General features: G+C 62.7%; 27 protein-coding genes. 18 read left to right on the forward strand and 9 right to left on the reverse strand.

What is annotated here, in order from left to right; translation table 11 throughout:
- Positions 1-6 precede the first annotated feature (6 nt).
- From rplT to pheS, 3 genes are all read left to right on the forward strand, one after another.
- Positions 7-366: a 50S ribosomal protein L20 gene (gene rplT, locus H147_RS0113775; RefSeq protein WP_007205994.1), complete on the forward strand. Its 360-nt coding sequence runs from the start codon at positions 7-9 to the stop codon at positions 364-366.
- A 239-nt stretch (positions 367-605) separates the two neighbouring features.
- Entirely contained in the window at positions 606-1,079 is a 474-nt protein-coding gene (locus H147_RS19785) for a GNAT family N-acetyltransferase (RefSeq protein ID WP_019955964.1), read from the forward strand.
- A 75-nt stretch (positions 1,080-1,154) separates the two neighbouring features.
- Positions 1,155-2,228, forward strand: coding sequence for a phenylalanine--tRNA ligase subunit alpha (gene pheS, locus H147_RS0113785; protein ID WP_019955965.1), 1,074 nt, complete (start codon positions 1,155-1,157; stop codon positions 2,226-2,228).
- Between the two features lie 109 nt (positions 2,229-2,337).
- Here pheS and H147_RS0113790 read toward each other — a convergent pair whose 3' ends face one another.
- Positions 2,338-3,990, reverse strand: a complete 1,653-nt coding sequence (locus H147_RS0113790; RefSeq protein ID WP_019955966.1) for a thiamine pyrophosphate-binding protein — start codon at positions 3,988-3,990, stop codon at positions 2,338-2,340.
- 103 nt (positions 3,991-4,093) lie between these two features.
- On the opposite strand from H147_RS0113790, the gene H147_RS0113795 reads away from it, so the two are divergent.
- Together H147_RS0113795 and H147_RS0113800 are read left to right on the forward strand one after the other, a co-directional pair.
- The gene (locus tag H147_RS0113795) at positions 4,094-4,624 is read left to right on the forward strand and encodes an NADPH-dependent FMN reductase (protein WP_019955967.1); all 531 of its coding nucleotides are present in this window, start codon (positions 4,094-4,096) and stop codon (positions 4,622-4,624) included.
- Between the two features lie 75 nt (positions 4,625-4,699).
- Positions 4,700-5,089 (forward strand): hypothetical protein, encoded by a 390-nt coding sequence (locus H147_RS0113800; protein WP_019955968.1) that lies wholly within the window; start codon positions 4,700-4,702, stop codon positions 5,087-5,089.
- An 11-nt stretch (positions 5,090-5,100) separates the two neighbouring features.
- On the opposite strand, the gene H147_RS0113805 is transcribed toward H147_RS0113800, so the two are convergent.
- Complete coding sequence (locus H147_RS0113805) at positions 5,101-6,675, reverse strand: gamma-glutamyltransferase family protein (RefSeq protein WP_019955969.1); 1,575 nt, start codon at positions 6,673-6,675, stop codon at positions 5,101-5,103.
- A 127-nt stretch (positions 6,676-6,802) separates the two neighbouring features.
- Between H147_RS0113805 and H147_RS0113810 the strand changes: the two genes are divergently transcribed.
- The 8 genes from H147_RS0113810 to H147_RS0113845 all read left to right on the forward strand — a co-directional run bounded on the left by H147_RS0113810 (position 6,803) and on the right by H147_RS0113845 (position 15,798).
- Positions 6,803-7,963 (forward strand): thiolase family protein, encoded by a 1,161-nt coding sequence (locus tag H147_RS0113810; RefSeq protein WP_019955970.1) that lies wholly within the window; start codon positions 6,803-6,805, stop codon positions 7,961-7,963.
- A gap of 88 nt (positions 7,964-8,051) precedes the next feature.
- The gene (gene msrC / locus H147_RS0113815) at positions 8,052-8,504 is read left to right on the forward strand and encodes a free L-methionine (R)-S-oxide reductase MsrC (RefSeq protein WP_026352530.1); all 453 of its coding nucleotides are present in this window, start codon (positions 8,052-8,054) and stop codon (positions 8,502-8,504) included.
- Positions 8,505-8,636: 132 nt separating this feature from the next.
- Positions 8,637-9,206, forward strand: a complete 570-nt coding sequence (locus H147_RS0113820) for a helix-turn-helix domain-containing protein (protein ID WP_019955972.1) — start codon at positions 8,637-8,639, stop codon at positions 9,204-9,206.
- A gap of 8 nt (positions 9,207-9,214) precedes the next feature.
- The gene (locus H147_RS0113825) at positions 9,215-9,595 is read left to right on the forward strand and encodes a GFA family protein (RefSeq protein WP_026352531.1); all 381 of its coding nucleotides are present in this window, start codon (positions 9,215-9,217) and stop codon (positions 9,593-9,595) included.
- Positions 9,592-12,036, forward strand: a complete 2,445-nt coding sequence (locus H147_RS0113830) for a GcvT family protein (protein WP_019955974.1) — start codon at positions 9,592-9,594, stop codon at positions 12,034-12,036. Before H147_RS0113825 ends, H147_RS0113830 begins: the two co-directional genes overlap by 4 nt.
- Positions 12,036-12,491, forward strand: coding sequence for a pyridoxamine 5'-phosphate oxidase family protein (locus H147_RS0113835; protein WP_019955975.1), 456 nt, complete (start codon positions 12,036-12,038; stop codon positions 12,489-12,491). The genes H147_RS0113830 and H147_RS0113835 overlap by 1 nt, the downstream gene beginning before the upstream one ends.
- Positions 12,488-13,360 carry a homocysteine S-methyltransferase family protein gene (locus H147_RS0113840; protein WP_019955976.1) on the forward strand — a complete coding sequence of 291 codons (873 nt, stop codon included), beginning with the start codon at positions 12,488-12,490 and terminating at the stop codon, positions 13,358-13,360. Before H147_RS0113835 ends, H147_RS0113840 begins: the two co-directional genes overlap by 4 nt.
- Positions 13,360-15,798, forward strand: a complete 2,439-nt coding sequence (locus H147_RS0113845) for a GcvT family protein (RefSeq protein ID WP_019955977.1) — start codon at positions 13,360-13,362, stop codon at positions 15,796-15,798. Before H147_RS0113840 ends, H147_RS0113845 begins: the two co-directional genes overlap by 1 nt.
- A gap of 33 nt (positions 15,799-15,831) precedes the next feature.
- Here the strand turns inward: H147_RS0113845 and H147_RS0113850 are convergent, their stop codons facing one another.
- Both H147_RS0113850 and H147_RS0113855 read right to left on the reverse strand, forming a co-directional pair.
- Positions 15,832-17,481, reverse strand: coding sequence for a DUF4139 domain-containing protein (locus H147_RS0113850; protein ID WP_019955978.1), 1,650 nt, complete (start codon positions 17,479-17,481; stop codon positions 15,832-15,834).
- 141 nt (positions 17,482-17,622) lie between these two features.
- Complete coding sequence (locus tag H147_RS0113855) at positions 17,623-18,645, reverse strand: aspartate-semialdehyde dehydrogenase (protein ID WP_019955979.1); 1,023 nt, start codon at positions 18,643-18,645, stop codon at positions 17,623-17,625.
- A 118-nt stretch (positions 18,646-18,763) separates the two neighbouring features.
- Between H147_RS0113855 and H147_RS0113860 the strand changes: the two genes are divergently transcribed.
- Positions 18,764-20,050: a Coenzyme F420 hydrogenase/dehydrogenase, beta subunit C-terminal domain gene (locus H147_RS0113860; RefSeq protein ID WP_019955980.1), complete on the forward strand. Its 1,287-nt coding sequence runs from the start codon at positions 18,764-18,766 to the stop codon at positions 20,048-20,050.
- Here the strand turns inward: H147_RS0113860 and H147_RS0113865 are convergent.
- Positions 19,961-20,497, reverse strand: a complete 537-nt coding sequence (locus tag H147_RS0113865) for a CBS domain-containing protein (protein ID WP_019955981.1) — start codon at positions 20,495-20,497, stop codon at positions 19,961-19,963. The two genes, H147_RS0113860 and H147_RS0113865, sit on opposite strands and share 90 nt — an antisense overlap.
- Before the next feature lie 71 nt (positions 20,498-20,568).
- On the reverse strand, positions 20,569-21,027 hold the full coding sequence (locus H147_RS0113870) for an Lrp/AsnC family transcriptional regulator (RefSeq protein WP_019955982.1): 459 nt from the start codon (positions 21,025-21,027) through the stop codon (positions 20,569-20,571).
- 135 nt (positions 21,028-21,162) lie between these two features.
- Between H147_RS0113870 and ald the strand changes: the two genes are divergently transcribed.
- A complete protein-coding gene (ald, locus tag H147_RS0113875; RefSeq protein ID WP_019955983.1) occupies positions 21,163-22,281 on the forward strand; it encodes an alanine dehydrogenase in 1,119 nt (372 codons plus the stop codon).
- A 36-nt stretch (positions 22,282-22,317) separates the two neighbouring features.
- On the opposite strand, the gene mscL is transcribed toward ald, so the two are convergent.
- The gene (gene mscL, locus H147_RS0113880) at positions 22,318-22,704 is read right to left on the reverse strand and encodes a large conductance mechanosensitive channel protein MscL (protein WP_019955984.1); all 387 of its coding nucleotides are present in this window, start codon (positions 22,702-22,704) and stop codon (positions 22,318-22,320) included.
- Between the two features lie 156 nt (positions 22,705-22,860).
- Here mscL and H147_RS0113885 point away from each other — a divergent pair, with 156 nt between their 5' ends.
- Positions 22,861-23,556, forward strand: coding sequence for a glutathione S-transferase family protein (locus H147_RS0113885; RefSeq protein WP_019955985.1), 696 nt, complete (start codon positions 22,861-22,863; stop codon positions 23,554-23,556).
- Positions 23,557-23,562: 6 nt separating this feature from the next.
- Here H147_RS0113885 and H147_RS0113890 read toward each other — a convergent pair whose 3' ends face one another.
- Both H147_RS0113890 and H147_RS0113895 read right to left on the reverse strand, forming a co-directional pair.
- Positions 23,563-24,021: a YtoQ family protein gene (locus H147_RS0113890; RefSeq protein WP_019955986.1), complete on the reverse strand. Its 459-nt coding sequence runs from the start codon at positions 24,019-24,021 to the stop codon at positions 23,563-23,565.
- A gap of 37 nt (positions 24,022-24,058) precedes the next feature.
- Positions 24,059-24,691: a class I SAM-dependent methyltransferase gene (locus H147_RS0113895; protein ID WP_019955987.1), complete on the reverse strand. Its 633-nt coding sequence runs from the start codon at positions 24,689-24,691 to the stop codon at positions 24,059-24,061.
- Between the two features lie 84 nt (positions 24,692-24,775).
- On the opposite strand from H147_RS0113895, the gene H147_RS19790 reads away from it, so the two are divergent.
- Positions 24,776-25,369: a LysR family transcriptional regulator gene (locus H147_RS19790; protein ID WP_019955988.1), complete on the forward strand. Its 594-nt coding sequence runs from the start codon at positions 24,776-24,778 to the stop codon at positions 25,367-25,369.
- Between the two features lie 107 nt (positions 25,370-25,476).
- Positions 25,477-25,645: helix-turn-helix domain-containing protein (locus tag H147_RS20550; protein WP_019955989.1), on the forward strand; the 169-nt coding region annotated here is incomplete at its 3' end.

A 25,645-nucleotide genomic window follows, 5' to 3' on the forward strand; every position in this document is an offset into this window, starting at 1 on the left:
TGAGATATGCGCGTTAAAGGCGGAACCGTTACCCATCGTCGTCACAAGAAAGTTCTTGATGCGGCAAAAGGCTATTATGATCGCCGGTCCAAGACCTTCAAGGTCGCCAAGCAGGCCGTCGACAAAGCCAACCAATATGCCACCCGCGACCGGCACAACCGCAAGCGCAACTTCCGCGCTTTGTGGATCCAGCGGATCAACGCCGGTGTGCGTTCGGTGGATGAGACCCTGAACTACTCCAAGTTCATCAACGGTCTGGCATTGGCCGGCATCGAAGTCGACCGCAAGGTTCTGGCCGATCTGGCCGTGAACGAACCCGAAGCGTTTGCGACGATTGTTGGTCAGGCGAAAGCGGCGATGGCGTAAGCCGAGGCTGCTGAGTGATACGAAGGGCCGCTCCGAAAGGGGCGGTCTTTTGCATTTTGGGAACAAGAGTTGACAAGATCTCGGATCACTTTCAAAACAGCGCCATGACCAACGGCAACACCACGACCTCGACTTATTTCAGCCGCCTCGATTGAGCGCGGTGCATGTTTATGTTGCCGCCGTATGGTGGCACATGATCTGGCTCCTACGGCGGGAAGGAGCCCTGAATAGAAAACACCGTGCTACCCCTGAAAACCGACTTTGGCCTGATCCGGGAGGCGCAGCCATCGGATGCCGATTGCTTGCTGCACTTGATCGGGCAATTGGCGGCACATCATGCCGACACACAGACGCTGTCGCGTGACGATCTTTTGCGCGATGCTTTCAGCGAAGCGCCATGGATCCACGTCATGGTCGCGGAAACCGACGGCCGCCTTGTCGGATACGCCGCACTTTGTGGCCTGATACAGTTGCAGTTCGGCGCGCGTGGCATGGACATGCACCACCTTTTCACCGAAGCCGCTTTTTGTGGGCGTGGCGTGGGGCGCGGTCTGATCCAAGCCAGCAGGATCAAGGCGGTTTCGTTATCATGCCGTTACCTTGCTGTCGGCACTCACCCGGACAATCTGGACGCGCAGGGTTTCTATGTCGCTGCTGGCTTCGTGCGCAAGGATGCGTTCCCGCCACGCTTTTCCATGCTGCTGGATGCCTGACCACATCACCCCCAGCACCTTGCGCGAACCCCGCCCTTTCGCTAACCCCTGCACAACCAGATCAAGAGGCGCGACATGGACGACCTGAAAGCCAAATACCTTTCCCTGATTGCCGCAGCCGGTGACGAGGCGCAGATCGAGGACCTGCGGGTCAGTGCCCTTGGCAAGAAGGGCGAGATCAGCCTGCAGATGCGCGAACTGGGCAAGATGTCGCCCGAAGAACGCCAGACCGCCGGCCCCGCGCTGAATGCGCTGAAGGACGAGATCAACAGCGCCTTGGCCGCGAAAAAGGCAGCCCTCGGTGATGCCGCCCTTGATGCGCGGCTGCGCGGCGAATGGCTCGACGTGACCCTGCCATCGCGCCCCCGCCGTCAGGGGACGATCCACCCGATCAGCCAAGTCACCGAAGAGGTCACCGCCATCTTCGCCGATATGGGCTTTGCTGTCGCCGAAGGGCCGCAGATCGAATCAGATTGGTATAATTTCGACGCGCTGAACATCCCCGGCCACCACCCCGCGCGGGCGGAAATGGACACGTTCTACACGCACCGCCGCGAGGGCGATAACCGCCCGCCGCATGTGTTGCGCACCCACACCAGCCCCGTGCAGATCCGCAGCATGGAGGCGTCAGGCGCCCCCACCCGCATCATCTGCCCGGGCCGCGTCTATCGCGCCGATTACGACCAGACGCACACGCCGATGTTCCATCAGGTCGAAGGGCTGGCGATCGACAAGGACATCTCCATGGCCAACCTGAAATGGGTGCTGGAGGAATTCGTGAAATCCTATTTCGAGGTGGACCACGTCGACATCCGCTTCCGCGCGTCGCATTTCCCCTTCACCGAACCTTCGGCCGAGGTGGATATCCGCTGTTCATGGGAAGGCGGCACGCTGAAAGTGGGCGAAGGCGACGACTGGCTGGAAATCCTCGGCTCCGGCATGGTGCATCCCAAGGTGCTGCAGGCCGCAGGCGTGGACCCGACCCAGTGGCAGGGCTTTGCCTTTGGCATGGGCATCGACCGCATCGCGATGCTGAAATACGGCATCCCCGATCTGCGGGCCTTCTTTGATTCCGACCTGCGCTGGCTGCGGCATTACGGGTTTGCGGCGCTCGATGTGCCGACGCTGCATGGCGGGTTGTCGCGCTAGGTTCGATCTTTCCCGCCCGGCATCGCCGGGCAGCCCCCGACCCTCCCCCCGGGGAGGGGGGCTTCACTCCCACCCCAGGCTCGGGGCCTGCCCTCTTTTGTGATGGTCCCTACCGCCCCAGCGCCGCCGCTCTGACCGCGCTCAGTGTGGCGCCTGTGCTCAGCGCCTCTTCATCCACCTTGCAGGCGATGATCGCAAAGGTGCCTGCGGCCTGCGCGCGGCCAAACGCCGCGACGAAATCGGCGGAGGTCGTGACCGTCTCGCCATAGCCGCCATAGGCGCGGGCGAGAGCGGCGAAATCGGGGTTGGCCAGCATCGTGCCAGACACCCGCCCCGGATAATGCTTTTCCTGATGCATTCGGATCGTGCCGTAGCGGCCGTTGTCCATCACCACGACGATCGGTGTCGCCCCGTGCTGGGCGGCGGTCGAGAGTTCGTTGCAGGTCATCTGGAAACAGCCGTCGCCCGCCAAACAGACCACCGTCCGGTCGGGATATTCGAGTGACGCCGAAATCGCCGCCGGAAAGCCGTATCCCATCGACCCCGATGTGGGTGCCAGCTGGGTGCCGTGTGTCTTGTAGACGAAATAGCGGTGCAGCCATGCCGCGTAATTGCCCGCGCCGTTGGTCAGGATCGCATCGTCGGGCAGATGGTCGGACAGCCATTTGATGACCTGTTCCTGTTTCAGCGCGCCGGGGCTTTCCTGCGGGCTGATCCATGCGTCGTAATCGGCGCGTGCGGCGGCGGTCCAGTTGGTCCAGTCACCGACAGGGCTTGCCGCGACGAGCGCGCGCAGGGCGGCAGGGGCGGTCGCCACCACGCCGATGTCGGGGGCATAGACGCGCCCGATCTCGTCCGCGTCGGCATGGATGTGGATGATGGTTTTCTGCGGGGCTGCGGGATCGACGAGCGTGTAGCCCTGCGTTTCGATATCGCCGAAGCGCGTGCCGATCAGGAGCAGCAAATCCGCCTCGCGCACACGCGCGGCAAGGCGCGGGTTGATCCCGACGTTCAGATCGCCCGCATAGCAGCCGTGGTGGTTGTCGATATAATCCTGCCTGCGGAAACCGACCGCGACAGGCAGGTGTTGCTGTTCGGCAAAGGCTTGCAGGTTGGTCTGCGCCTGGGCCGACCAATGCGGCCCACCTACCACGACCAGCGGGCGTTCGGCCTGTCCCAGCGCGTGCAGGATGGCGTGGGTCGCCTCGCTGGACATCTGGGCCTCATGCATCTCTCCCAGCCGGATATCGGGCACATCGGCGACATCGCTCAGCATGTTTTCGGGCAGGGCGAGCACGACAGGGCCGGGGCGGCCCGACATGGCCACGCGGAACGCGCGCCCGATATATTCGGGCAGCCGGTCGGTGTCGTCAATCTGGGCGACCCATTTGGCGATGGGGCCGAACATGGCCTTGTAGTCCACCTCCTGAAAGGTCTCGCGGTCGGTGTGGCGGTTGTCGATCTGGCCCACGAACAGCACCATCGGCGTGCTGTCCTGCATCGCGATATGGATGCCCGCGCTGGCATTGGTGGCCCCCGGTCCGCGCGTGACGAAACACACGCCGGGCTGGCCTGTCATCTTGCCATAGGCTTCGGCCATCATCGCGGCGCCACCTTCCTGTCGGCAGACGATATTGGCGATGCCGCTGTCATAAAGCCCGTCGAGGGCGGCCAGAAAGCTTTCGCCCGGCACCGAAAACACGCGCCGCACCCCCAGTTTCACCAGTTGATAGCTGAGTATCTTGCCGCCGTGCCGTTCCATGACCTGTATCCTTGCCGTTTTGGCCGGATCATCTGTGAAAGCTGTGCCTTGCGCAATCGCGCAATCGGGTTAGGTCTAGGCGCGAACAAGAAAAGACGGACAGATGACGACACTTCTGGGAATATCGGGGTCGCTGCGCAAGGCGTCGACCAACACCATGCTGATGCGCAACGCGGCCGAAATCTTTGGCCCCGACACCTTTGTCGAAGGGAACATCCGCTTTCCGCTTTATGACGGTGATCTGGAAGATGCCGAGGGTATCCCCGCCGCAGTCCAGACCCTTGCCGACCAGATCGCCGCCGCCGATGCGGTGATCATCGCGACACCCGAGTATAACAAGGCGATATCAGGGGCGCTGAAAAACGCGCTTGATTGGGTCAGCCGGACCAAGGGTGGCGTTTGGAAGAACAAGCCGCTCGCGATCATGTCTGCCACTGGCGGGCGTGCAGGGGGCGAGAGGTCGCAGTTTTCGCTGCGTCTGGCGATGATGCCGTTCCGCCCGCATATCCTGCAGGGGCCTGAGGTGCTGGTCGCCAGTTCGTCGAAGGAATTCGACGAGAACGGCAAACTGACCGGCGAGATGTATATCAAGCTTTTGACCGAACTGATGGGCGATCTGCGCGCGCTGACGTAAGTTGCGCGAAAATACTGGCAATTTTGGCCCGCGCCACCTACATCGGCCAGAACCGCAACAAGGGGTGCAAGGGTGATGGGTGCAGGTGGCAGCGACGGGGGAACCGGCCAGTTCCTGATCGGTCTGATCATGATGATCGGCGGCGGCTATCTGCTGCTGAACGGAATCATCGTGCGCCCCAATTTCGGATTCGGCGCGCGGGTCTTCGGGATCGGCGGCGTGCCGATTACCTCGGGCATGATCCTGATCCCGATGATGTTCGGCATCGGGTTGATCTTTTACAATTCCCGCAACTGGCTGGGCTGGATACTGGCGGGCGGATCGCTGATCGCGCTGATCTTCGGTGTGATCGCCAGCACCACCCTGCAATTCGCGCAGATGAGCGTGTTTGACCTGATCGTCATCCTGATCCTGCTGGTGGGCGGTCTGGGCCTGTTCCTGCGTTCCTTGCGCAAGTCAGGCTGACCGCCCCGCCATCAGTATCCCTGCGCGCAACCATCCTTGCGCGGGTCGCTGCCCCCTTCGAGCACGCCATCCGCATGAATCAGGATCGCCTGTGATCCGCCGATCGCCGTGTCGGGCGTCTGGACATTGTGGCCCATCGCACCGAGTTCCGCCTTGACCGCATCGCTATAGCCGTTCTCGACGTTCAGCACATCGCCTTCGGCAAAACAGCGCGGTGCATCCATCGCGGCCTGCGGGGACAGACCGAAATCGGTGACGTTTGACACGAACCGCGCATGACCCGTGGATTGATACTGCCCGCCCATGACACCAAAGGGCATCATGACCTTGCCATCCTTTTTCAGCATCGCCGGAATGATCGTATGCATCGGGCGCTTGCCGCCGCCGACCTCGTTCGGATGGCCCTGTTCGAGGGTAAAGCCCGCGCCGCGGTTCTGAAACAGGATGCCGAACTTGTCCGACGCGATGCCCGACCCGAAGGAATGGAATACAGAATAGATCAGCGATACGGCCATCCGGTCCTTGTCGACGACGGTGATATAGATCGTGTCCTTGTGGACCGCCTCTGCCCCCGGCAATCCGGCAGGCATGGCGCGTTTGGGGTCGATCAGCGCCGCCAGCTTTGCCGCCGTGTCGGGCGACGTCATGTGATCCAGCCGCGTCATGTAATCGGGATCGGCCATGAAGCGGTTGCGCGTGTCATAGGCAAGCTTGGTCGCCTCGGCCTCGATATGCGCGCGCTCGGCCCCCCAGGGGTCCATCGCGGCGATGTCGAACTGTTTGAGGATATTGAGCAGCAGGATCGCGGTGGCGCCTTGCCCGTTCGGCGGATGCTCGCACAGGTCCAGCCCGCCATAGCCGCCCGTGATCGGATCGGTATAATCGCAGGCAGCGGCGGCGAAATCCTCCAGCGTATGGGTGCCACCCTGCGCGCGCAGGGCGGCGACCATATCCTCGGCCACCTCGCCTTCATAGAAACCGGCGCGGCCTTCCAGCGCGACGCGGCGCAAGGCCTCGGCCTGACGGGGTGCGGCAAAGACCTGACCGGGGCGCGGCGGTTTGCCGTCCAGCAGGAACAGATCGCGCGCCGTGCCCGACAGGTTGCCATCGGCCTTTGCCCAGTCAGAGGCGACACGTTCCGCCACAGGCACACCCGTTTCGGCGTAATGGATCGCGGGGGCGAGCACGGCTTTCAGCCCCAGCTTGCCCCAGTCCTTGGACAGGCGACAAAAGGCATCGACCGCCCCCGGCACGCTGACGGCATCGGCACTATAGGGCGCGATCACCGGCCCCTTGGCGCGCAGGGCCTCCGCGTCGATACCCGCAGGCGCGCGGCCCGACCCGTTCAGCGCAAGGACGCGGTTTTCACCGGGCGGTGTAAAGAGCACAAAGCAATCACCGCCGATGCCGGTCATCTGCGGCTCGCAAATTCCCAGCAGCACCGCACCTGCGATGGCCGCGTCCATGGCGTTACCGCCTGATTCCAGCATCTGCACGGCGACTTTGGCCGCCAGCGGATGCGACGTGGCGCACATGCCGTTCGTGGCATAAACGGCCGACCGGCCCGGTTTGTGAAAATCGCGCATCTGTCTCTCTCCCCCTCGATACGGTGGCGACCCTACGACAATCGCGGGCGGCTGCAACGGCAAACTGGGGGGTTTTCCTTTGCGCGGCACAGGCATAGTTTCGGCGCAATCAAGGAAGGGTTCAGCAATGCAGGATGTGGTGATCACCGGGGCCGCGCGGACAGCGATGGGCGGCTTTCAAGGCGTTTTTGCCGATGTGGATGCGCCGACACTGGGCGGTGCCGCGATCCGGGCGGCGCTGGAGAACGCAGGCGTGGCCACGGTGGACGAGGTCCTGATGGGCTGCGTCCTGCCTGCCGGGTTGGGGCAAGCCCCGGCACGACAGGCCGCTTTCCTCGGCGGATTGGGCGAAGAGGTGCCCGCCACCACACTGAACAAAATGTGCGGGTCCGGCATGAAGGCCGCGATGATGGCTTTTGACCAGATCGCGGCAGGCGGTGCTGACGTGATGATCGCGGGGGGCATGGAAAGCATGACCAACGCCCCCTACCTGATGCCCAAGATGCGCGGCGGCGCGCGGATCGGGCATGCACAGGTGATCGACAGCATGTTCCTTGACGGGCTGGAGGACGCCTATGACAAAGGCCGCCTGATGGGCACCTTCGCCGAGGATTGCGCCACGACCTATCAATTCACCCGCGCCGCACAGGACGAGTATGCGCTGCGATCGCTCGCGAACGCGCTGGCGGCGCAGGACAGCGGGGCCTTTGATCGCGAAATCACCCCTGTCGCGCTGAAAATCCGCGCGGGCGAGGTCACGATCAGCGCCGATGAACAACCCGCCAAGGCGCGGCCTGAAAAAATCCCTACGCTCAAACCCGCCTTTCGTGACGGTGGCACGGTGACGGCGGCCAATGCGTCCAGTATCTCGGACGGAGCGGCGGCGCTTGTGCTGGCGCGCGGTGAAACCGCCAGCAACATCCGCGCGCGGATCATGGGCCACGCCAGCCATGCGCAAGCGCCCGGTCTGTTCACGACCGCTCCGGTGCCTGCCGCGCAAAAACTGCTGGCACGCCTTGGCTGGTCCGCAGATGACGTCGATCTGTGGGAGGTGAACGAAGCCTTCGCGGTGGTCCCGATGGCCTTCATGCGCGAGATGAACCTCCCGCGCGACCGCGTGAACGTGAACGGCGGGGCCTGTGCACTTGGCCATCCCATCGGGGCGTCGGGTGCGCGGATCATCGTGACCCTGCTCAACGCGCTTGAAACCCGCGGCTTGCAGCGCGGGATCGCCGCAATCTGCATCGGCGGCGGCGAAGGCACGGCCATTGCCATCGAACGCCCCTGACATCATCAGAGTATAAATATCCTCCGGGGGACATGCCGCAGGCATGGGGGGGTGGAAAACCCCCTCCAACATCAAATCAGGACATAAAATGCCCGTCGATTACCCAACCTTGCACAAAACCATTGCGGCCCTGACCGAAGGCGAGACCGACAGCGTGGCCTTGATGGCCACCGTCGCCTGCGAGGTCCACCACAGCGACGACCGGTTCGACTGGACGGGTTTTTACCGCGTGGTCGCACCTGAACTGCTCAAGATCGGGCCCTATCAGGGCGGGCACGGCTGCCTTGTCATCCCCTTCGCGCGGGGCGTCTGCGGTGCGGCCGCGCGCACGGGTAAGGTGCAACTGGTGCCCGATGTCGATGCCTTTCCCGGCCATATCGCCTGCGCCAGCAGCACAATGTCGGAAATCGTGTTGCCGGTGTTCGATGCCAGCGGCGCGCTGATCGGGGTGTTCGATATCGACAGCGACCAGCCCGATGCCTTTACCCATGCCGATGCCGATGCCCTGACCGACATCCTGCACAGCGTTTTTGCGCGCTGAGGTATTTGCCGCGGCCAAGGCCGCGCCAAGCCTCCGGCGGGGATATTTCGGCTCGGAAGATGTCGGGGACCGGCGCTTTTCTGGCGCAAAAGGCGTTTGCAGATCGGCGCGAACCCCCTAGCGTGAAAATTGATGGAAGATTTTCACGCCTCTGACTCGTTTGACCTGCAAGGGGCCGATCTGCGCGCCCTGCGCAAGGCGCGCGGGCTGACGCTGACCGCCTTGGCGGAGCGTGTCGGCAGGTCGGTCGGCTGGCTGAGCCAGGTCGAACGGGACCTGTCCAGCGCCAGCGTCGATGATATCGCAGCCCTTGCGCGGGTGCTCGATGTCGCGACATCAAGCCTGTTGGCGTTGGGTGGCGGGCAAGAGGCGGGCAGGATCGTGCGCGGGGACAATCGCCGCCCGATCGGCAACCGCAACCCCGGCCTGACGGAAGGCTTGCTGTCGCCCGATCTGACCGATGATTTCGAGGTCATCCATTCCCGCTTTGCCCCCGGTGCGCGGCTGGACCATGCCGTCAGCCGCCCGACCCAAGAGGTGGGCTATGTCGTCGCGGGTCATTTCGATCTTTGGATCGAGGAAACACTGTTCCATCTGCACCCTGGCGACAGTTTCCGGCTGCGCGGCGACCTGTTCCGCTGGGCCAACCCCTATCCCGAAACCTGCGAGATCATCTGGGTGATCTCGCCTCCGATCTATTGAGGTCCGTGATGTATCAAGGAAGTTGTCTTTGCGGGTCCGTCACATTTACCGCCCGTGGTGCCGCGCGCGACCCGGCGGCCTGTCATTGCAGCCAGTGCCGCAAGCAATCGGGTCATTACTGGGCCGCGATGCAGGTTCCGGATGCCGATCTCAGCGTCACGGGCGAGGTGCGCTGGTACGCCGCGACCCCGGCCGCACGGCGCGGCTTTTGCCCGACCTGCGGGTCGTTCCTGTTCTGGAAGGGGCGTGATGATCCCGATACCGGCATTGCATTGGGCGCGCTGGATGGGCCGACGGGACTAACACTGGCGCGGCATATCTTCGTCGCGGACAAGGGCGATTACTACGAAATCTACGACGGCATCCTGCAAGAGGAGCAAGAGACATGAGCGATTTTCCCACGTCGGCCCGCGTGGTCATCATCGGTGGTGGCGTGGTGGGGGTTTCGACGCTCTATCATTTGGCCAAGAAGGGCTGGACCGATTGCGTGCTGCTGGAAAAGAACGAATTGACCGCCGGGTCCACATGGCACGCGGCAGGCAATTGCCCGTCCTTCAGCACGTCTTGGGCGGTGATGAACATGCAGCGGTATTCGCTGTCGCTCTATAAACGGCTGGCGGCCGAGGTCGATTATCCGATGAATTACCACGTCACCGGATCAATCCGGCTGGCGCATTCCAAGGAGCGGATGCAGGAATTCGCCCGCGCCCGTGCGATGGGGAATTACCAGGGGCTGAACCTTGCGCTGATGACGCCCGAGGAGGCGCAGGCGGCCTATCCGTTCCTTGAAACGCATGATCTGGCGGGGGCGTTATATGATCCCGACGATGGCGATATCGATCCCGCGCAGCTGACGCAGGCGCTGGCCAAGGGCGCGCGGCAGATGGGCGCGCGGATCGAACGGTTCTGTCCTGCGACAGGGGTGACGCAGACGCCGGGTGGCTGGATCGTGCATACCGACAAGGGCGATATCGCCTGCGAAAAGGTGGTGAATGCCGCGGGCTATTATGCCCAGCGCGTCGGTGAATGGTTCAAGCCATACGGCGGGCGCACGGTGCCGATGGTGACCATGTCGCACCAGTATTTCCTGACCGATGAAATCCCCGCGCTGGCCGAATGGACCGCCGCTAATGGCCGCAAGGTGCCTTTGCTGCGCGACGTGGACAGCAGCTATTACCTGCGGCAGGACAAGAACGGCCTCAACCTCGGCCCTTACGAGCGCAATTGCCGCGCGCATTGGGTGACACCCGATGACCCGCAGCCCGATGATTTCAGTTTCCAGCTTTACCCCGACGATCTGGACCGTCTGGAATGGTACATCGAGGATGCGATGGCACGGGTGCCGATCCTTGGGACCGCAGGCGTGGGGCGTGTCATCAACGGCCCGATCCCCTATGCGCCGGACGGTCTGCCGCTGCTTGGCCCGATGCCCGGCGTCAAGAATGCCTATGAGGCTTGCGTGTTCACCTTCGGCATCACCCAAGGCGGCGGCGCGGGCAAGGTCGCGGCGGAATGGATCGTCGATGGCCAGCCCGAATGGGATATGTGGGCATGCGATCCGCGCCGGTATACGGGCTACACAGATCAGGCCTATTGCCACGCCAAGGCGGTCGAAACCTATGGCCATGAATATGCGATGCATTTCCCCTATCACGCCTGGCCTGCGGGGCGCGACAAGCGCCTGTCGCCCTTGCACGACCGGATCAAGGCGCTGGGCGGGGTGATGGGGGCCTATAACGGGTGGGAACGGGCCAATTGGTTCGCGAAATCCGGCGATGATCTGTCCGAGGACGCGACCCAGACATGGGGCCGCGCTGGTCCTTGGCAGCCGCGCATCGCCGCCGAATGTGCCGCCGTGCGCGACCATGCCGGTGTGATTGCGATTTCCGGGTTCACCCGTCTGGCGGTGGAAGGTCCACGCGCGCGCGCGCATGTGGACAGGCTGACCGCCTCGACCCTGCCCAAACCGGGGCGCGTGGGGCTGGCCTATTTCCCCGATGATCGCGGCCGCATCTTGACGGAAATGTCGGTGATCCCGCAAAGCGATGATGAGATCTGGCTGATCACCGCGTCAGTCGCTGAATGGCATGACCGCGATGTGCTGCTGCGCGATCTGCCCGAAGGCGTCACCGTCCACGACCGCAGCGCCAGATATGAATGTCTGCTGGTCACGGGGCCAAAGGCGCGCGACATCTTGGTGCCGCTGACCGATGCCGACCTGACCCGGCCTTGGCTGTCGTTCCAGAACGCGGATGTTTGCGGCAAACCTTGCAACCTGCTGCGCGTGTCCTTCGCGGGCGAGTTGGGCTGGGAGGTGCATTGCGCCAACGCCGACGCGCCTGCGATCTATGACGCGATCCTTGCGGGCGGGGCTGTGCCTTTTGGCATGTTCGCGCTGAACGCCTTGCGGATTGAAAAGGGTTATCGCGCGTGGAAGGGCGATTTGTCGACGGATTATTCCCTGCTTGAAGGCGGGCTGGACCGTTTCATCGCTTTCGACAAACCCGATTTCGTCGGCAAACCCGCCTTGCTTGCGGAAAAACAGCGTGGCGTGGCCAAGCGGTTCGCCACATTGGTGCTGGACGAGGCAGGCGATCACGACGCGCCTTACATGTCGACGATCTGGGCGGATGGTCAGGTTGTGGGTGAAACCACCTCCGGCGCCTTCGGCTATCGCGTGGGCAAATCCATCGCGCTGGGCATGTTGCGCGCCGATCTGGCGGTGGCAGGCACCAAGGTCGAGATCGACATCTACGGCGCGCGTGTCGCGGCGACGGTGCAGGCGGACCAGCCGCTCTGGGATGCTGCTAACGCAAGGATCAGGGCGTGATGCTGGACCAGCCGATGCAGGACCTGATCGCCGCCTTCCCCCTTGGGTTCGTGGCCAGCGTCACGCCGGATGGCGCGCCTGCCGTGTCGCCCAAGGGGACCTTTGTGGTGCTGGACCCCGTCACTATCGCCTTTGCCGATATCCGCTCGCCCGGGACACGGCGCAATCTGGCGGCCGATCCGCGGGTCGAGGTGAATTTCATCGACCCCTTCGCGCGCAAGGCCGTGCGCGTGACAGGGCAGGCGGTGATCCATCCCAAGGGCAGCGACAGGTTCGCCGCGCTGCTGCCGCGCTGGATCGATCAGTTCGGCGATCTGGCCCGCCGCATCGGTGCGCTGGTCGAGATCAGGGTGACGAAAGCCGCGCTGATCTGGACCCCGCCCTATGACGATGGCGCGACCGAGGACGCGATGATCGCCCACTACAAAACCCGCTTTGCAAAGGTATATCCATGACGAAAATCACGCTTCTTGACGGTGGGATGGGGCAGGAATTGATCCGCCGGTCGGGCGAGGCGCCGACGCCTCTCTGGTCCACGCAGGTCATGATCGACCATCCGGGGCTGGTGGCGCAGGTGCATGCCGATTACCGCGCGGCGGGGGCCACTGTGCATACCACGAACAGCTATGCCGTGCACCGCGACCGGCTGGAAGGAACCGGATACGAGGATCAGTTCGAAGCCCTGATCGCCGCCGCCTTGGAAGAGGCGCAGGGCGCGGGCCGGATCGCGGGGTCGATCGGGCCTTTGATCGCGAGCTATCGCCCCGACATTCACCCCGCGCATGATGTCGCTGTACCGCTTTATGCCGAAGTGGCGGCGCTGCTTGCGCCCGCTGTCGACCTGTTGCTTTGCGAAACCGTGGCCTCTGTCGCCCATGCCCGTGCGGTGCTGGCGGCAACCCTGCCCACTGGCAAACCGGTCTGGTTGTCGGTGACCATCGATGACGAGGACGGCAGCCGCCTGCGCTCGGGCCAGCCTGTGGCCGATGTGCTGGAGGCGGCGCAGGGCGCAAGCGCGCTGCTGGCGAACTGTTCCGCGCCAGAGGCGATGGCCGCCGCCATGGCCGCATTTGCCAAAGGCGATCTGCCGTTCGGGGCCTATGCCAACGGGTTCACGCAGATCACCAAGGATTTCCTGAAAAGCAAACCCACGGTGGATTCCCTGTCCGCCCGCCGCGATCTGGGACCCGAGGCCTATGCCCATTTCGCGCTGGGCTGGATCGACCAAGGGGCCACCATCGTCGGTGGCTGCTGCGAGGTCGGCCCCGCCCATATCGCGCGACTGGCGCAGGCGATCGCTGACGCCGGACATGAGGTGATTTGATGCTGCCCCAACACGCGCGTGTGGTGATTGTCGGTGGCGGGGTGATCGGCTGTTCGGTCGCGTATCATCTGACCAAACTGGGCTGGCAAGATGTCGTCCTGCTGGAACGCAAGCAGCTGACATCCGGGACCACTTGGCACGCCGCCGGCCTGATCGGACAGTTGCGGGCGACCGCCAACATGACGCGGCTCGCCAATTACAGCCAGCAGCTTTACGGCGGGCTGGAGGCGGAGACGGGCATCGCTACGGGGTTCCGGCGCGTCGGGTCGATCACCGTCGCACTCACGGACGAGCGGCGCGAGGAGCTTTTCCGCTCTGCCGGGATGGCGCGTGCCTTTGGCGTCGAGATCGAGGAGATTTCCCCGTCCGAGGTCAAAAAAAGATACGAACATCTGAACATCGACGGGGTGACGGCGGGGGTGTTCCTGCCCAAGGATGGGCAGGGCGATCCGGCCAATATCGCGCTGGCGCTGGCCAAAGGCGCGCGGATGCGTGGCGCTGTGGTCGCGGAACAGACCAAGGTCACGGCGATCAACCGCACGGGCCGCCATGTTATCTCGGTTGATTGGCAACGCGGCGAAGAGACCGGCCAGATCACCTGCGACATGATCGTAAACTGCGCAGGCATGTGGGGCCATCAGGTGGGCCGCATGGCGGGCGTCAACGTCCCGCTGCATGCCTGCGAACATTTCTACATCGTGTCCGAGCCGATCCCCGGCCTGACGCAAATGCCCGTTCTGCGGGTGCCCGACGAATGTGCCTACTATAAGGAAGACGCAGGCAAGATGATGCTGGGCGCGTTCGAGCCCAACGCGAAACCCTGGGGCATGGCCGGCATTTCCGAGGATTTCGAATTCGACCAGCTGCCCGAGGATTTCGACCATTTCGAACCGATGCTCGAGATGGCCGTGCACCGGATGCCGATGCTGGCCAGCGCGGGCATCCACACGTTCTTCAACGGGCCGGAAAGTTTCACGCCCGACGATGCCTACCATCTGGGCCTTGCGCCAGAGATGGACAATGTCTGGGTCGCCGCTGGTTTCAATTCCATCGGGATCCAGTCGGCGGGTGGTGCTGGCATGGCACTGTCGCAATGGATGGATGCGGGCGAAAAGCCCTTTGATCTGGGCGATGTCGATATTTCCCGCATGCAGCCGTTTCAGGGCAACAAGACCTATCTGTATGAGAGGTCCAAGGAAACGCTGGGCCTGCTTTATGCAGACCATTTCCCTTACCGTCAAAAAGCCACCGCGCGCGGGATCAGGCGGACGCCGTTTCACGCCCAACTTCTGCAACATGGCGCTGTCATGGGCGAACTGGCGGGCTGGGAAAGGGCGAATTGGTACGCCACGCCGGGGCAAGCCCCGGCCTACGCCTATTCCTGGCAGCGGCAGAATTTCTTTGGCAATGTCGGTGCAGAACTGGCCGCCGTGCGCGGCAATGTCGGCATGTATGACATGTCGTCCTTTGGCAAGATCAGGGTCGAAGGGCGCGATGCCTGCGCTTTCCTTAACCATATCTGCGGCGCGCAGATGGATGTGGCTGTCGGGCGCATTGTCTATACCCAATTCCTGAACGCCAAGGCGGGGATCGAGGCGGATGTCACCGTGACCCGCCTGTCGGAAACCGCCTATCTGGTCGTGACCCCTGCCGCGACGCGGCTGGCCGACCAGACATGGATGCTGCGCAATCTGGGCGAATTCAATGCGGCCATCACCGATGTGACTGCGGGCGAAGGCGTGCTGGCCGTCATGGGGCCGAACAGCCGCGCCTTGCTGCAAAAGGTGTCGCCAAACGATTTTTCCAACGATCACAACCCCTTCGGCACAGCACAAGAGATCGAGATCGGCATGGCGCTCGCCCGTGTGCATCGCGTGTCCTATGTGGGCGAGCTTGGCTGGGAGGTTTACGTCAGCGCGGATATGTGCGGCCATGTGTTCGAAGTGCTGCACGCCGCAGGGCAGGAGATCGGGCTGAAGCTGTGCGGGATGCATATGATGGATGCGGCACGGATGGAAAAGGGTTTCCGCCATTTCGGCCATGACATCACCTGCGAGGATCATGTGCTGGAAGCGGGACTAGGCTTTGCGGTCAAAACCGACAAGCCCGCGTTCATCGGGCGCGACGCGGTGCTGCGCAAGCGCGACGCAGGGCTGGCGCGGCGGCTGGTACAGTTCAAACTGATCGATCCCGCGCCGCTGCTTTATCACAACGAACCTGTCCTGCGCGATGGCAAGGTCGTCGGGCACCTTTGTTCCGGCGGCTATGGCCACCATGTCGGTGCCGCGTTGGGGATGGGCTATGTGCCCTGCGAAGGCGAAAGCGTGGACGACCTGCTGGCCAGCCGGTATGAGATCGACGTGATGGGCACCCGTGTGCTGGCCGAAGCGCTGATGAAGCCGTTTTACGATCCATCGGGTGCGCGGGTAAGGATGTGATATCACCAGCCGAGCCCCGCCTTTGGCCGTGACCTACTGCAGCACGAACCCGCTGGGCCAGCGCAGCGTCGTTTCCATGACAACCTCCTGCTCGGTCCCCGCAGGCACGCTGAGGTCCCATTCCACGATGCCGCGCGCACCGTCTGGATCGCGACGTGTGACCTCTGGTGCAGCGGTCAGGCCGACCTGCAGATCGTCCTGTTCGGAATAGGGGACAGCATCGCGCAGCAGCACGTCCCAATCCTGTCCTGTCAGGTTTTCCACCGTCAGGACCGTGCGTTCGACCAATTGATTGGACGATGAAAAGACGCCCCTGTCGCCTGTCGACCGGTTGGGCGTGATCCGCGTCAGGCGCAAGCCATCCAGCGGGCCAAAGCCCACGTCCAGATCGGCCCCCGCCGCCAGCAGAGGCAGGTTGCTGAACCCGATCATCGTGCCGTCGGCATGCAGCATCGCGCGACCGGGCAGCAGCATTTCGTCGGTCGCGTTGGTGAATTCAGCCATGCGATAGGCATTCGCATCGGTCATCGGTGTTGCCTCGGCCCAGACATCGGCGTCAAAGGTCAGCTGATCCAGCGGCAGGCGCAGATCCTCGACCCCGTTGCGGATATCGACGCGGTTTGGATAGACATATGTCACCGCGGCACCGCTGAAATCAGCCTGTGCGGTGACGGGGGCGGCCTCCATCATCGGGGCGGGCATGACGGCGCTGTTGCGCTGCAATGTCATCGTATCGGCGGCCATGCCCGCCGCTGCCTCGCGGTCGCGCTCTTCTTCGGAAATGATGCGCCGCAGTTCCGCCCAGGCCCCGCCGGGGGCAATCTGTTCGCCGGGGCGGGCCGTGGACAGGACGAGTTGCACGTCAAGCCAGTCCTGCCCCGTGGCCTGACTGATGACGACCGCGCGGTCGATGTCCAGTTGCGGATCATCGCCGGTGGTCAAGCGCAGGTCATAGACCGGCGACCAGTTGGCAAAACCTTCGGTGGTGGCGATCTCCAGCGTGACCTCGCCCGCCTCGGCGGCATCAAGCGTGAAGGTCAGCACAGAGCCTTGATCCTCGGGGGCCAGCAGGGCGGCCAAAGCGCGGCGGGCATCCTCCAACGCGTCGACGTCATCTGCGCGTGCGCGGATGGCGGCCTGTGCCTCTTGCTCGGCGGCAAAGGCGGCCATCCGCAAGGCCAGCGTTTCCGACCCGACCATCTGCGCCAAGGCCTGCACGTCGGCGATGGTGGTCAACGTTCCGCCCGCGCTGGACTGACCAAGGCTTTGCAGAAAGGCGATCTGATCCTCGGCGGCCTGTACGGGCAGGCGGATCGCGGCAATCGCGACATCGCGTTCGCGCAGGACCTCTTCCAGACGCTCGACCTCTGCGCGGGCGGCGACGATGGCAGGGCTGGACTGGTCGGGCGTCACGGGCAGGCGGTCAAAGGCAAGGTTGACCGCACCCAGCCGAACCCTCCCCGGCACGGCGATACGCAGACCATCGGCGGACAGGGTCTGCGGCAGGCCGGGAATGATGATGTCATGCTGGCCAGCGGGCAGATCGAGCGTGACCAACCGCGTGACGGTCGCCAGACCGGGATAGATCGTGACGGTATCGACGCGCGCCTGCCCGGTGATGGTATCGGCAAAGGCGGGTGCGGCGAGGGCAAGCAGGCTGGTGGTCAAGAAAAGGCGGATCATCGCAAATCTCCAAGGTGTTTGTGCGCAGCTTACAGGCTGCGGCGGCCTGTCGCATGCATTGAAATGCACCATCGGCAGAATTCACCGCACAAAAAAAGAGGCGCCGGATTGGCGCCTCTTTCATTCAGAAATCTCAGGCGATCAGCCTTTTTTCAGGCATTCGCGGCCCAGCACTTCGGCGATCTGCACGGCGTTCAGGGCGGCACCCTTGCGCAGGTTGTCGGACACGCACCACAGGTTCAGCCCGTTGTCGATCGTGCTGTCCTGCCGGATGCGGCTGATGAAGGTCGCGTAATCGCCCACGCATTCGATCGGGGTGACGTAGCCGCCGTCCTCGCGCTTGTCGATCACCATGATGCCGGGACTTTCGCGCAGGATGTCGCGGGCTTCATGTTCGTCGAGGAAATCCTCGAATTCGATATTGATCGATTCCGAATGGCCGACGAACACCGGCACGCGCACGCAGGTCGCCGTGACCTTGATCTTGGGATCGAGGATTTTCTTGGTCTCGGCGACCATCTTCCATTCTTCCTTGGTCGATCCATCGTCAAGGAACACGTCGATATGCGGGATCACGTTGAAAGCGATCTGCTTGGTGAATTTCTTGGGCGGCTTGCTGTCGGTAGGGTTGTAGATGCTTTTGGTCTGGTCCCACAATTCGTCGATGCCTTCCTTGCCGGCACCCGACACGGATTGATAGGTGCTGACCACGACCCGCTTGATCCGCGCGCGGTCATGCAGCGGCTTGAGCGCCACGACCATTTGCGCGGTCGAACAATTTGGGTTCGCGATGATGTTCTTCTTGGAATAGCCGTGGATCGCCTGCGCGTTCACTTCGGGCACGATCAGCGGCACATCGGCGTCATAGCGATACAGCGAGGAGTTATCGATCACGACGCAACCGGCCTTGGCGGCCTTGGGCGCATAGGTCTTGGTCGCCTCGGAGCCCACGGCAAACAGCGCGATGTCCCAGCCGGTGAAATCGAAGGTCTCAAGATCCTTGGTCTTGAGGGTGGTATCGCCAAAGCTGACTTCGGTTCCCAGCGATCTGCGGCTGGCAAGTGCGACGATTTCATCCACCGGAAAGGTCCGTTCGTGGAGGATGTTCAGCATTTCGCGGCCCACGTTGCCCGTGGCGCCGACAACGGCGATTCGATAGCCCATCTGGCTGGCTCCTTGTTTGCAAGTGGTGCCTCTTAGCGCGTCAGGCCCATAAGGAAAAGGGCCGTTGCAAAGTGTAAATCCAACTGGACACTTTGCCTTTGCGCGGTAAGGTCGCGCCATGACAATCACGACGCCTGACTTTGCCGATCCGGCCCCGCGCGGCCTGTGTACCGATTGCGGTGTGTCGCGGATGTTGGACGCCAGCGCCTGCGGCAAGGCATGTCAGTTCATCAAGCCCGATTATCCGGCGATGGAGGCCCGCGTGCATGGCCGCAGTGCTGGCACCGCCGGCGACGAGGCGTTTTTTGGCGTCACGGGGGCGATGTATCGCGCGGCGTTGCAGCCCGCCCGCCAAGGCGCGCAATGGACCGGCCTGACGACGCGGTTGGCCGAACGCCTTCTGGAAACCCGTGCTGTCGATGCGGTTCTGACGATGGTGCCCGACCCCGATGACCGCTGGCGTCCACGCCCCGCGATCATCACCGTTGCCGCCGACATGGCCGAGGCGCGGGGGATGCGCATGGGTTATGCGCCCTTGCTCGCCCTGCTCGAACCGGCGCGCGCCGCAGGGCACAGGCGCATCGCCGTGATCGGGATTCCTTGCCAGATCTACGCGCTCCGGGCCCTCGAGGCGCAGTTGGGGTTCGCGCGGATCTATGTCATCGGCACGCCCTGTTCGGACAACACCACGACCGAGAATTTCCATGGCTTTCTGGCCCGTTTGACGGACGCCCCCGACACCGTGACCTATCTGGAATTCCGCGCGGATTATCATGTCGAATTGCGCTTTACCGATGGCAGCCGCCGCCTGATCCCGTTCCTGAAACTGCCGATCTCGGACCTGCCGCGCGATTTTTTCCCCACGACCTGCCGGACCTGCGTGGATTACACCAACCGGCTGGCCGATATCACCGTGGGCTATATGGCGGGCGAGGGGGACCAATGGTTGATCATCCGCAATGCGCGCGGGCAGGAGATGCTGGACAGTCTGGGCGCAGAGGTGACGCTGGCCGCACCCGGATCACGCGGCAAGCGGGTGGGAGCTGTGAAAGGCTTTGTCGAAAACACGCGGCTGGCGGCAGGGGGGCTACCCCTGCGCCGGATGCCCGATTTCATGCGCGGGATCATGGGCTGGCTGATGCCCAAGATCGGCCCGCGCGGGCTGGAATTCGCCCGTGCGCGGGTCGAGATGAAGGCGGCGGAAACCATCCTGCATCTGCGCCGCGAAGAGCCGGCAAAGATGAAGAACATGGTCCCTGCACACGTCTGGAACCTAGCGGCACCTTACGGGCTGACGCCGGAACCGGACGAAGTCTTAACCAACCCCAAGCACGATGATCATCAGCAGCGAATAAAGCGCGATGCCGCCGCCGATCAGCAGATAATGAAAATTACCCGCGAATGACGCCTTCGCCATGGTGGTCATCTGGCCGATCAGATCGGGCCAAGTGTAGCTGACGAAATCGCCCTGCGTGAACACCGCCTTGATCCGGCCTTCGTCATCGACGACGGGCAGTCGACGGAACCGTTCGTTGCTCATGATGCGCAGCCAGTCCAGCATGTCGTCAGTTTCCTTGGCCATGCGCGGATTGCGGGTCATGATGTCGGACAGTTTCGTCGCCTTGGGGTCCATCCCCTTGGCCACAAGCTTGTTCATGATGTCGCGTTCGGTCACGACTCCGATGACCTTTTCGTCCGCGTCAATGATGATGACGCAGCCATAGTTCTTGTCGGACATCTGGGCCACGGCCTCTGCCACGGTCGAGTCAGGACCGCTTGTCAGAGGCTTTGGCTTGCCAGGATATTCGCGGCGGTCCATCAAGCGGCCGCCGGGGCGTTTGTCATCGGCCATGAGCTGATCCTTTCAACTTTAAAGTTTCTATCTTCTGATGATAGGACGAAACGCCGCTGCGTCAAAATCGCCTAAACCGGCAATGCCGTGGTTTGCCGCACGTTGCGCAGCGCAAAGGACGATTGCATCTGCGCCACGCCGGGCAAGGTCGCCAGATGCTTGCGGTGGATGCGGGCGAAATCCTCGGTGTCGCCGGCCACGACCTTGAGCAGGTAATCCGCCGACCCCGCCATCAGGTGACATTCCAGCACGTCGGGGACCTTGGCCACCGCCTTTTCAAACGCGTCCAGCACCTCGTCCGCCTGCCCGCTGAGCGTGATTTCGACAAAGACGGTCGTGGGCCGCCCCATCTTGCGCGGGTCCAGCAGGGCGACATATTCGCGGATGTACCCGTCCTTTTCCAGCCGTTGCACCCGCCTGTGGCAGGCCGAGGGCGACAGGTTCGCCACCTCTGACAGGTCCGCGTTTGAAATGCGGCCCGATTTTTGCAGAACCGCGAGGATTCGGCGGTCGATACTGTCGATGTCCATAGCTTGCAAGATCCTTTCGTGAAGTGACTGTCTGACGCGCGATCCTAGCGTGAAACGAGGCCTGACCCAAGACAGGATTCCAAGACATTGCATCCTGACGCGCGCAGGATGGTGCCACAACGCGGGAGGTTCGCAATGCTGATCGGCTGTCCGAAAGAAATCAAACCACAGGAATTCCGTGTCGGGGTCACACCCGATGCGGCACAAGAAGCTGTCGCCCACGGCCACAACGTTATGGTCGAAACCGGCGCAGGCATTGGCGCGGGGTTCAGCGATGACGATTACATCGCCGCCGGTGCACAGATCGCGGGAACGGCGGCGGATATATTCGCCAACGCCGACATGATCGTGAAGGTCAAGGAACCGCAGGCGGTGGAACGCAAGATGCTGCGCGAAGGGCAGGTCCTGTTCACCTATCTGCATCTGGCCCCCGACCCTGACCAGACGCGCGACCTGATGGCTTCGGGGGCGACCTGCATCGCCTATGAAACCGTGACTGATGATCGTGGCGGTCTGCCGTTGCTGGCGCCCATGTCAGAGGTCGCGGGCCGGCTTGCCCCGCAGGTGGGCGCATGGACGCTGCAAAAGGCCAATGGCGGGCGCGGTGTGCTGATGGGCGGTGTGCCGGGCGTCGCACCTGCGCGGGTCGTCGTGATCGGTGGCGGTGTCGTGGGTACCCACGCTGCACGGATCGCGGCAGGCATGGGTGCGGATGTGACCGTGCTGGATCGTTCGTTGCCGCGCTTGCGGTATCTTGACGACACGCACGGGGGCCAGTTCAAGACCAGCTATGCCAGCAAGGCCAACACCATCACCCTTGCCCGCGAGGCGGACATGATCATCGGTGCAGTGCTGATCCCCGGCGCGGCTGCACCCAAGCTGATTTCACGCGCGCAGCTGGCGGACCTGAAACCGGGGGCGGTGCTGGTCGACGTGGCGATCGACCAAGGCGGCTGTTTCGAAACCTCCCGCGCGACGACGCATCAGGACCCGATCTATGACGTGGACGGAATCATGCATTATTGCGTGGCGAACATGCCGGGGGCCGTCGCGCGCACATCGACCATCGCGCTGGGCAATGCGACGATGCCCTTCATGCTGGCCTTGGCCGACAAGGGGTGGCGTCAGGCCTGCGAGGATGATCCGCATCTGCTGGCGGGGCTCAATGTCCATGCCGGGCATCTGACCTATTACGCCGTCGGCAAGGCCCTGGGGATCGACGTGCTGTCGCCTGCGCTGGCGTTGAAAGCGTAAACGAAAAGGCCCGCTGCTAGGCGGGCCTTTCCTCGATTATGGCCGCTTGGCCAGTGCGTCGCGGATTTCGATCAGGATATCCAGCTCCGACGGGCCGGTATGGACCTCTGGCGCGACGTCATCGGGTTTTTCGGCAATGGATTTGACGCGGTTGACTGCCTTGACCAACATGAACACCACAAAAGCGATGATCAGAAAGTTGATCGCCGCCGTGATGAAATTGCCGTACATTAACTGCGCATCACCAACCCCGAAGCTGAGCCCGCTGAAATCGATCCCGCCGATGATCAGGCCAATCAACGGCTGGATCAGATCATCGACCAAGCTGCTGACGATGGCTGTGAAGGCTGCACCGATGATGATACCCACGGCAAGGTCCATGACGCTGCCCTTGGCGATGAAGTCCTTGAATTCCTGAAGCATAACAGTTTCCCACTTGATGTTCCCTGCGGCCCGGTGCTGTTCCGGTTGCGCGACTACGCACAACATTATCGTCATTAACAAACATGAACACTGGTTTTTTTCGGTTTGGCCGGTGCTTAGGTCAGACACAGACGCATTGGAAAAGGAACCTCAACCATGCCCGACCTGTCCTCGTTCCCCATCACCGGACGCTGGCCCGCCAAGGACCCTTCCGTCATTCAGCTTTATTCCTACCCCACGCCCAATGGCGTGAAAGTGTCGATCGCGCTGGAGGAAATGGGACTGGCTTATGAACCCCACCTTGTGACGCTCAAGGATGTCGACGTCAAAAGCCCCGAATTCCTGTCACTGAACCCCAACAACAAGATCCCCGCGATCATCGACCCGAACGGCCCCGAAGGCCCGCTCGCCCTGTTCGAAAGCGGCGCGATCCTTCTGTATCTGGCGGAAAAGACAGGAAAGTTCATCGGCAAGACCACCGCCGACAAGCACAGGATCACGCAATGGCTGATGTTCCAGATGGGCGGCGTCGGGCCGATGTTCGGGCAGATGGGCTTTTTCTTCAAATTCGCCGGCGCGCAGATCGAGGATGACCGCCCCCGCGACCGTTACAGGGACGAGGCGATCCGCCTGCTCTCGGTGATCGAGAACGAACTGGAAGGGCAGGACTGGATCGCCGGGGATTATTCCATCGCCGACATGGCGATTGCGCCGTGGATCAACGCGCTGGAATTCTACGGCACCAAGGATGTCGTCGGCTATCACGACCTGAAAAACGTGCCTGCCTATGTGGAAAGGTTCTATGCCCGCCCCGCAGTCGCCAAAGGCAAATCGATCCCGGCAACATCCTAGGCCGGGTTAACCCTGACCGGCTGGCAACGAGCCGTTGAGAACATAGGCCAGCACATCGACGACCTGTTGGGGCGTTTGCACAACCGCGAGCGCCGCAGCATCCACCTCTTTCAGCGCATGCTGATGATCCGGCCCGTGCATCACGATCAGCGACTTGCCCAGTGCGGCTGCATAGCCCGCATCGAACGCGGCATTCCATTGCTTGTACTGATCGCCAAAGCGCACGACGACGATATCGGCAGTTTCGATCCCGTGGCGCGTGCGGATCGCATTCAGCTTGGCGCCTTTGTGGTCGTGCCAGAATTTGTCCGGCTCTTGCCCCAGGATTGCCACGCCGCAATCGTCCGACGCGGCATGGTCAGTCACAGGCCCGGTGAACGCCACGTCAAGATCAGTGGCTCCTTTCACGATCTGGTCGCGCCAGTCGGTGTGGATTTCGCCGGACAGGTAGATGTGCAGTGTCATTGTCCTTGCTCCTTTGCTTGGCCCCAACACTAGCGCCTTATGCGGGGCTGGCCACCCCCGGTTTGCGCGCAACGATATAACGGGCGGGCGCGGCGAAATCCCCGCTCTCGACAATCTCGAACCCGGCATTGCGCACGGCCTGTTCCAGGTCTGCAGCGCTGAATTTGCGCAGATAGGGTGCTTTGCCCAGCATCTGCGCAATCGGGATCACCGCGCCGATCAGCGCCCATTTCAGACCACGCCCTTTCAACGTCGCGGTCTTGGAAATGAAATAGCCCTCGGGCGTCAGCAGATCGTAAATCCCCGCCATGCGCCGTTCCATGTCGGGGACAAGGTGAAAGAAAGAATGTGCGAGGATCGCATCGAATTGCCCGGTTTCCGGCAGATCGGACGCCACATCAAAGCGCAGGTCGGCCCCCGCGACAGGCAGCTTGCCCTGCGCGATCCGGATCATCTCGGGCGAAATGTCGGTAGCTAGATAGCTTGCGACATCGGGGGCCAGCAGAACAGCGGTCGATCCGGTGCCACAGGCGATTTCCAGCACACGATCCGTCGGGCGCAGATAGTTGCGTGTGCGGCCCAGCGTATATGCATAGGCCGCAGGGTTGCCGATTTTTGATGCCGCGTATTTTTCAGCGGCACGGTTCCAGAACGTGGCGGTGTCGGTCATTGGTATCTCCTGTTTGCGAAACCTTACGTCCATACGGTTTGGTATGATATTGACAAATATCGTCCAATAGATATGCCTTTATGCATGGATAATGGCTTTGACTGGAACCGGATGCGCGGCTTTCTCGCCGTGGCGGAAACGGGGTCCTATTCCGCCGCAGCGCGTCAGTTGGGGCTGACGCAACCGACATTGGGGCGCCAGATCGCAGCGCTCGAGGATGCGCTTGGTCTGTCGCTGTTTCTGCGCGAAGGGCGCGGTCAGCGCTTGACGGAACAAGGCGCTAGTCTGTTGATCCATGCCCGCGCGATGGGCGAGGCAGCAGACCGTGTCGCGCTGGCCGCCAGTGGCCAGACGCAGGGTCTGACCGGCCGCGTCCGCATCACCGCCAGTGATCTGATGTCGGCGGTGCGCGTGCCTGCCGTGCTGCGCCGTATCCGCGACCTTGCGCCCCAGCTAGAGGTGGAAGTGGTCGCCGCCAATGATATCCGCAACCTGAACCGGCGCGAGGCCGATATCGCTGTGCGCCATCAGCGGCCCGACCAGCCCAACCTGATCGCCCGCCGCCTGCCCGATGGCGAAGCGCGGCTTTTTGCAAGCCCCGACTATCTGGCGCGCTATCCAGCGATCACGACTGCGGACGACCTCAAATCGCATGATTTCATCAGCTATGGCTGTTGATTGTCACTGAGAACTGACCCGGCAGCAGCAGAAATTGTCATCGAGAATTGACCCATGTGCAACCTTACCCCGGCTTGAATCAGCTGGGAGCACTTGGAGTGATAGACATGGGATTTTTAAAAGTTATCCGGAAATGGGCGCTGCGTGACAAGATGCCCATTCGCGAGATCGCGCGGCGGACGGGCGTGTCTCGCAACACGATCAAGAAGTATTTGCGGGAGGGGATTGTTGAACCTGCGTTTCACGCGCCAGATCGTCCCAGCAAGCTGGACCCTT

This window comes from Yoonia vestfoldensis DSM 16212, assembly GCF_000382265.1.
Classification (GTDB): Bacteria; Pseudomonadota; Alphaproteobacteria; order Rhodobacterales; family Rhodobacteraceae; genus Yoonia; species Yoonia vestfoldensis.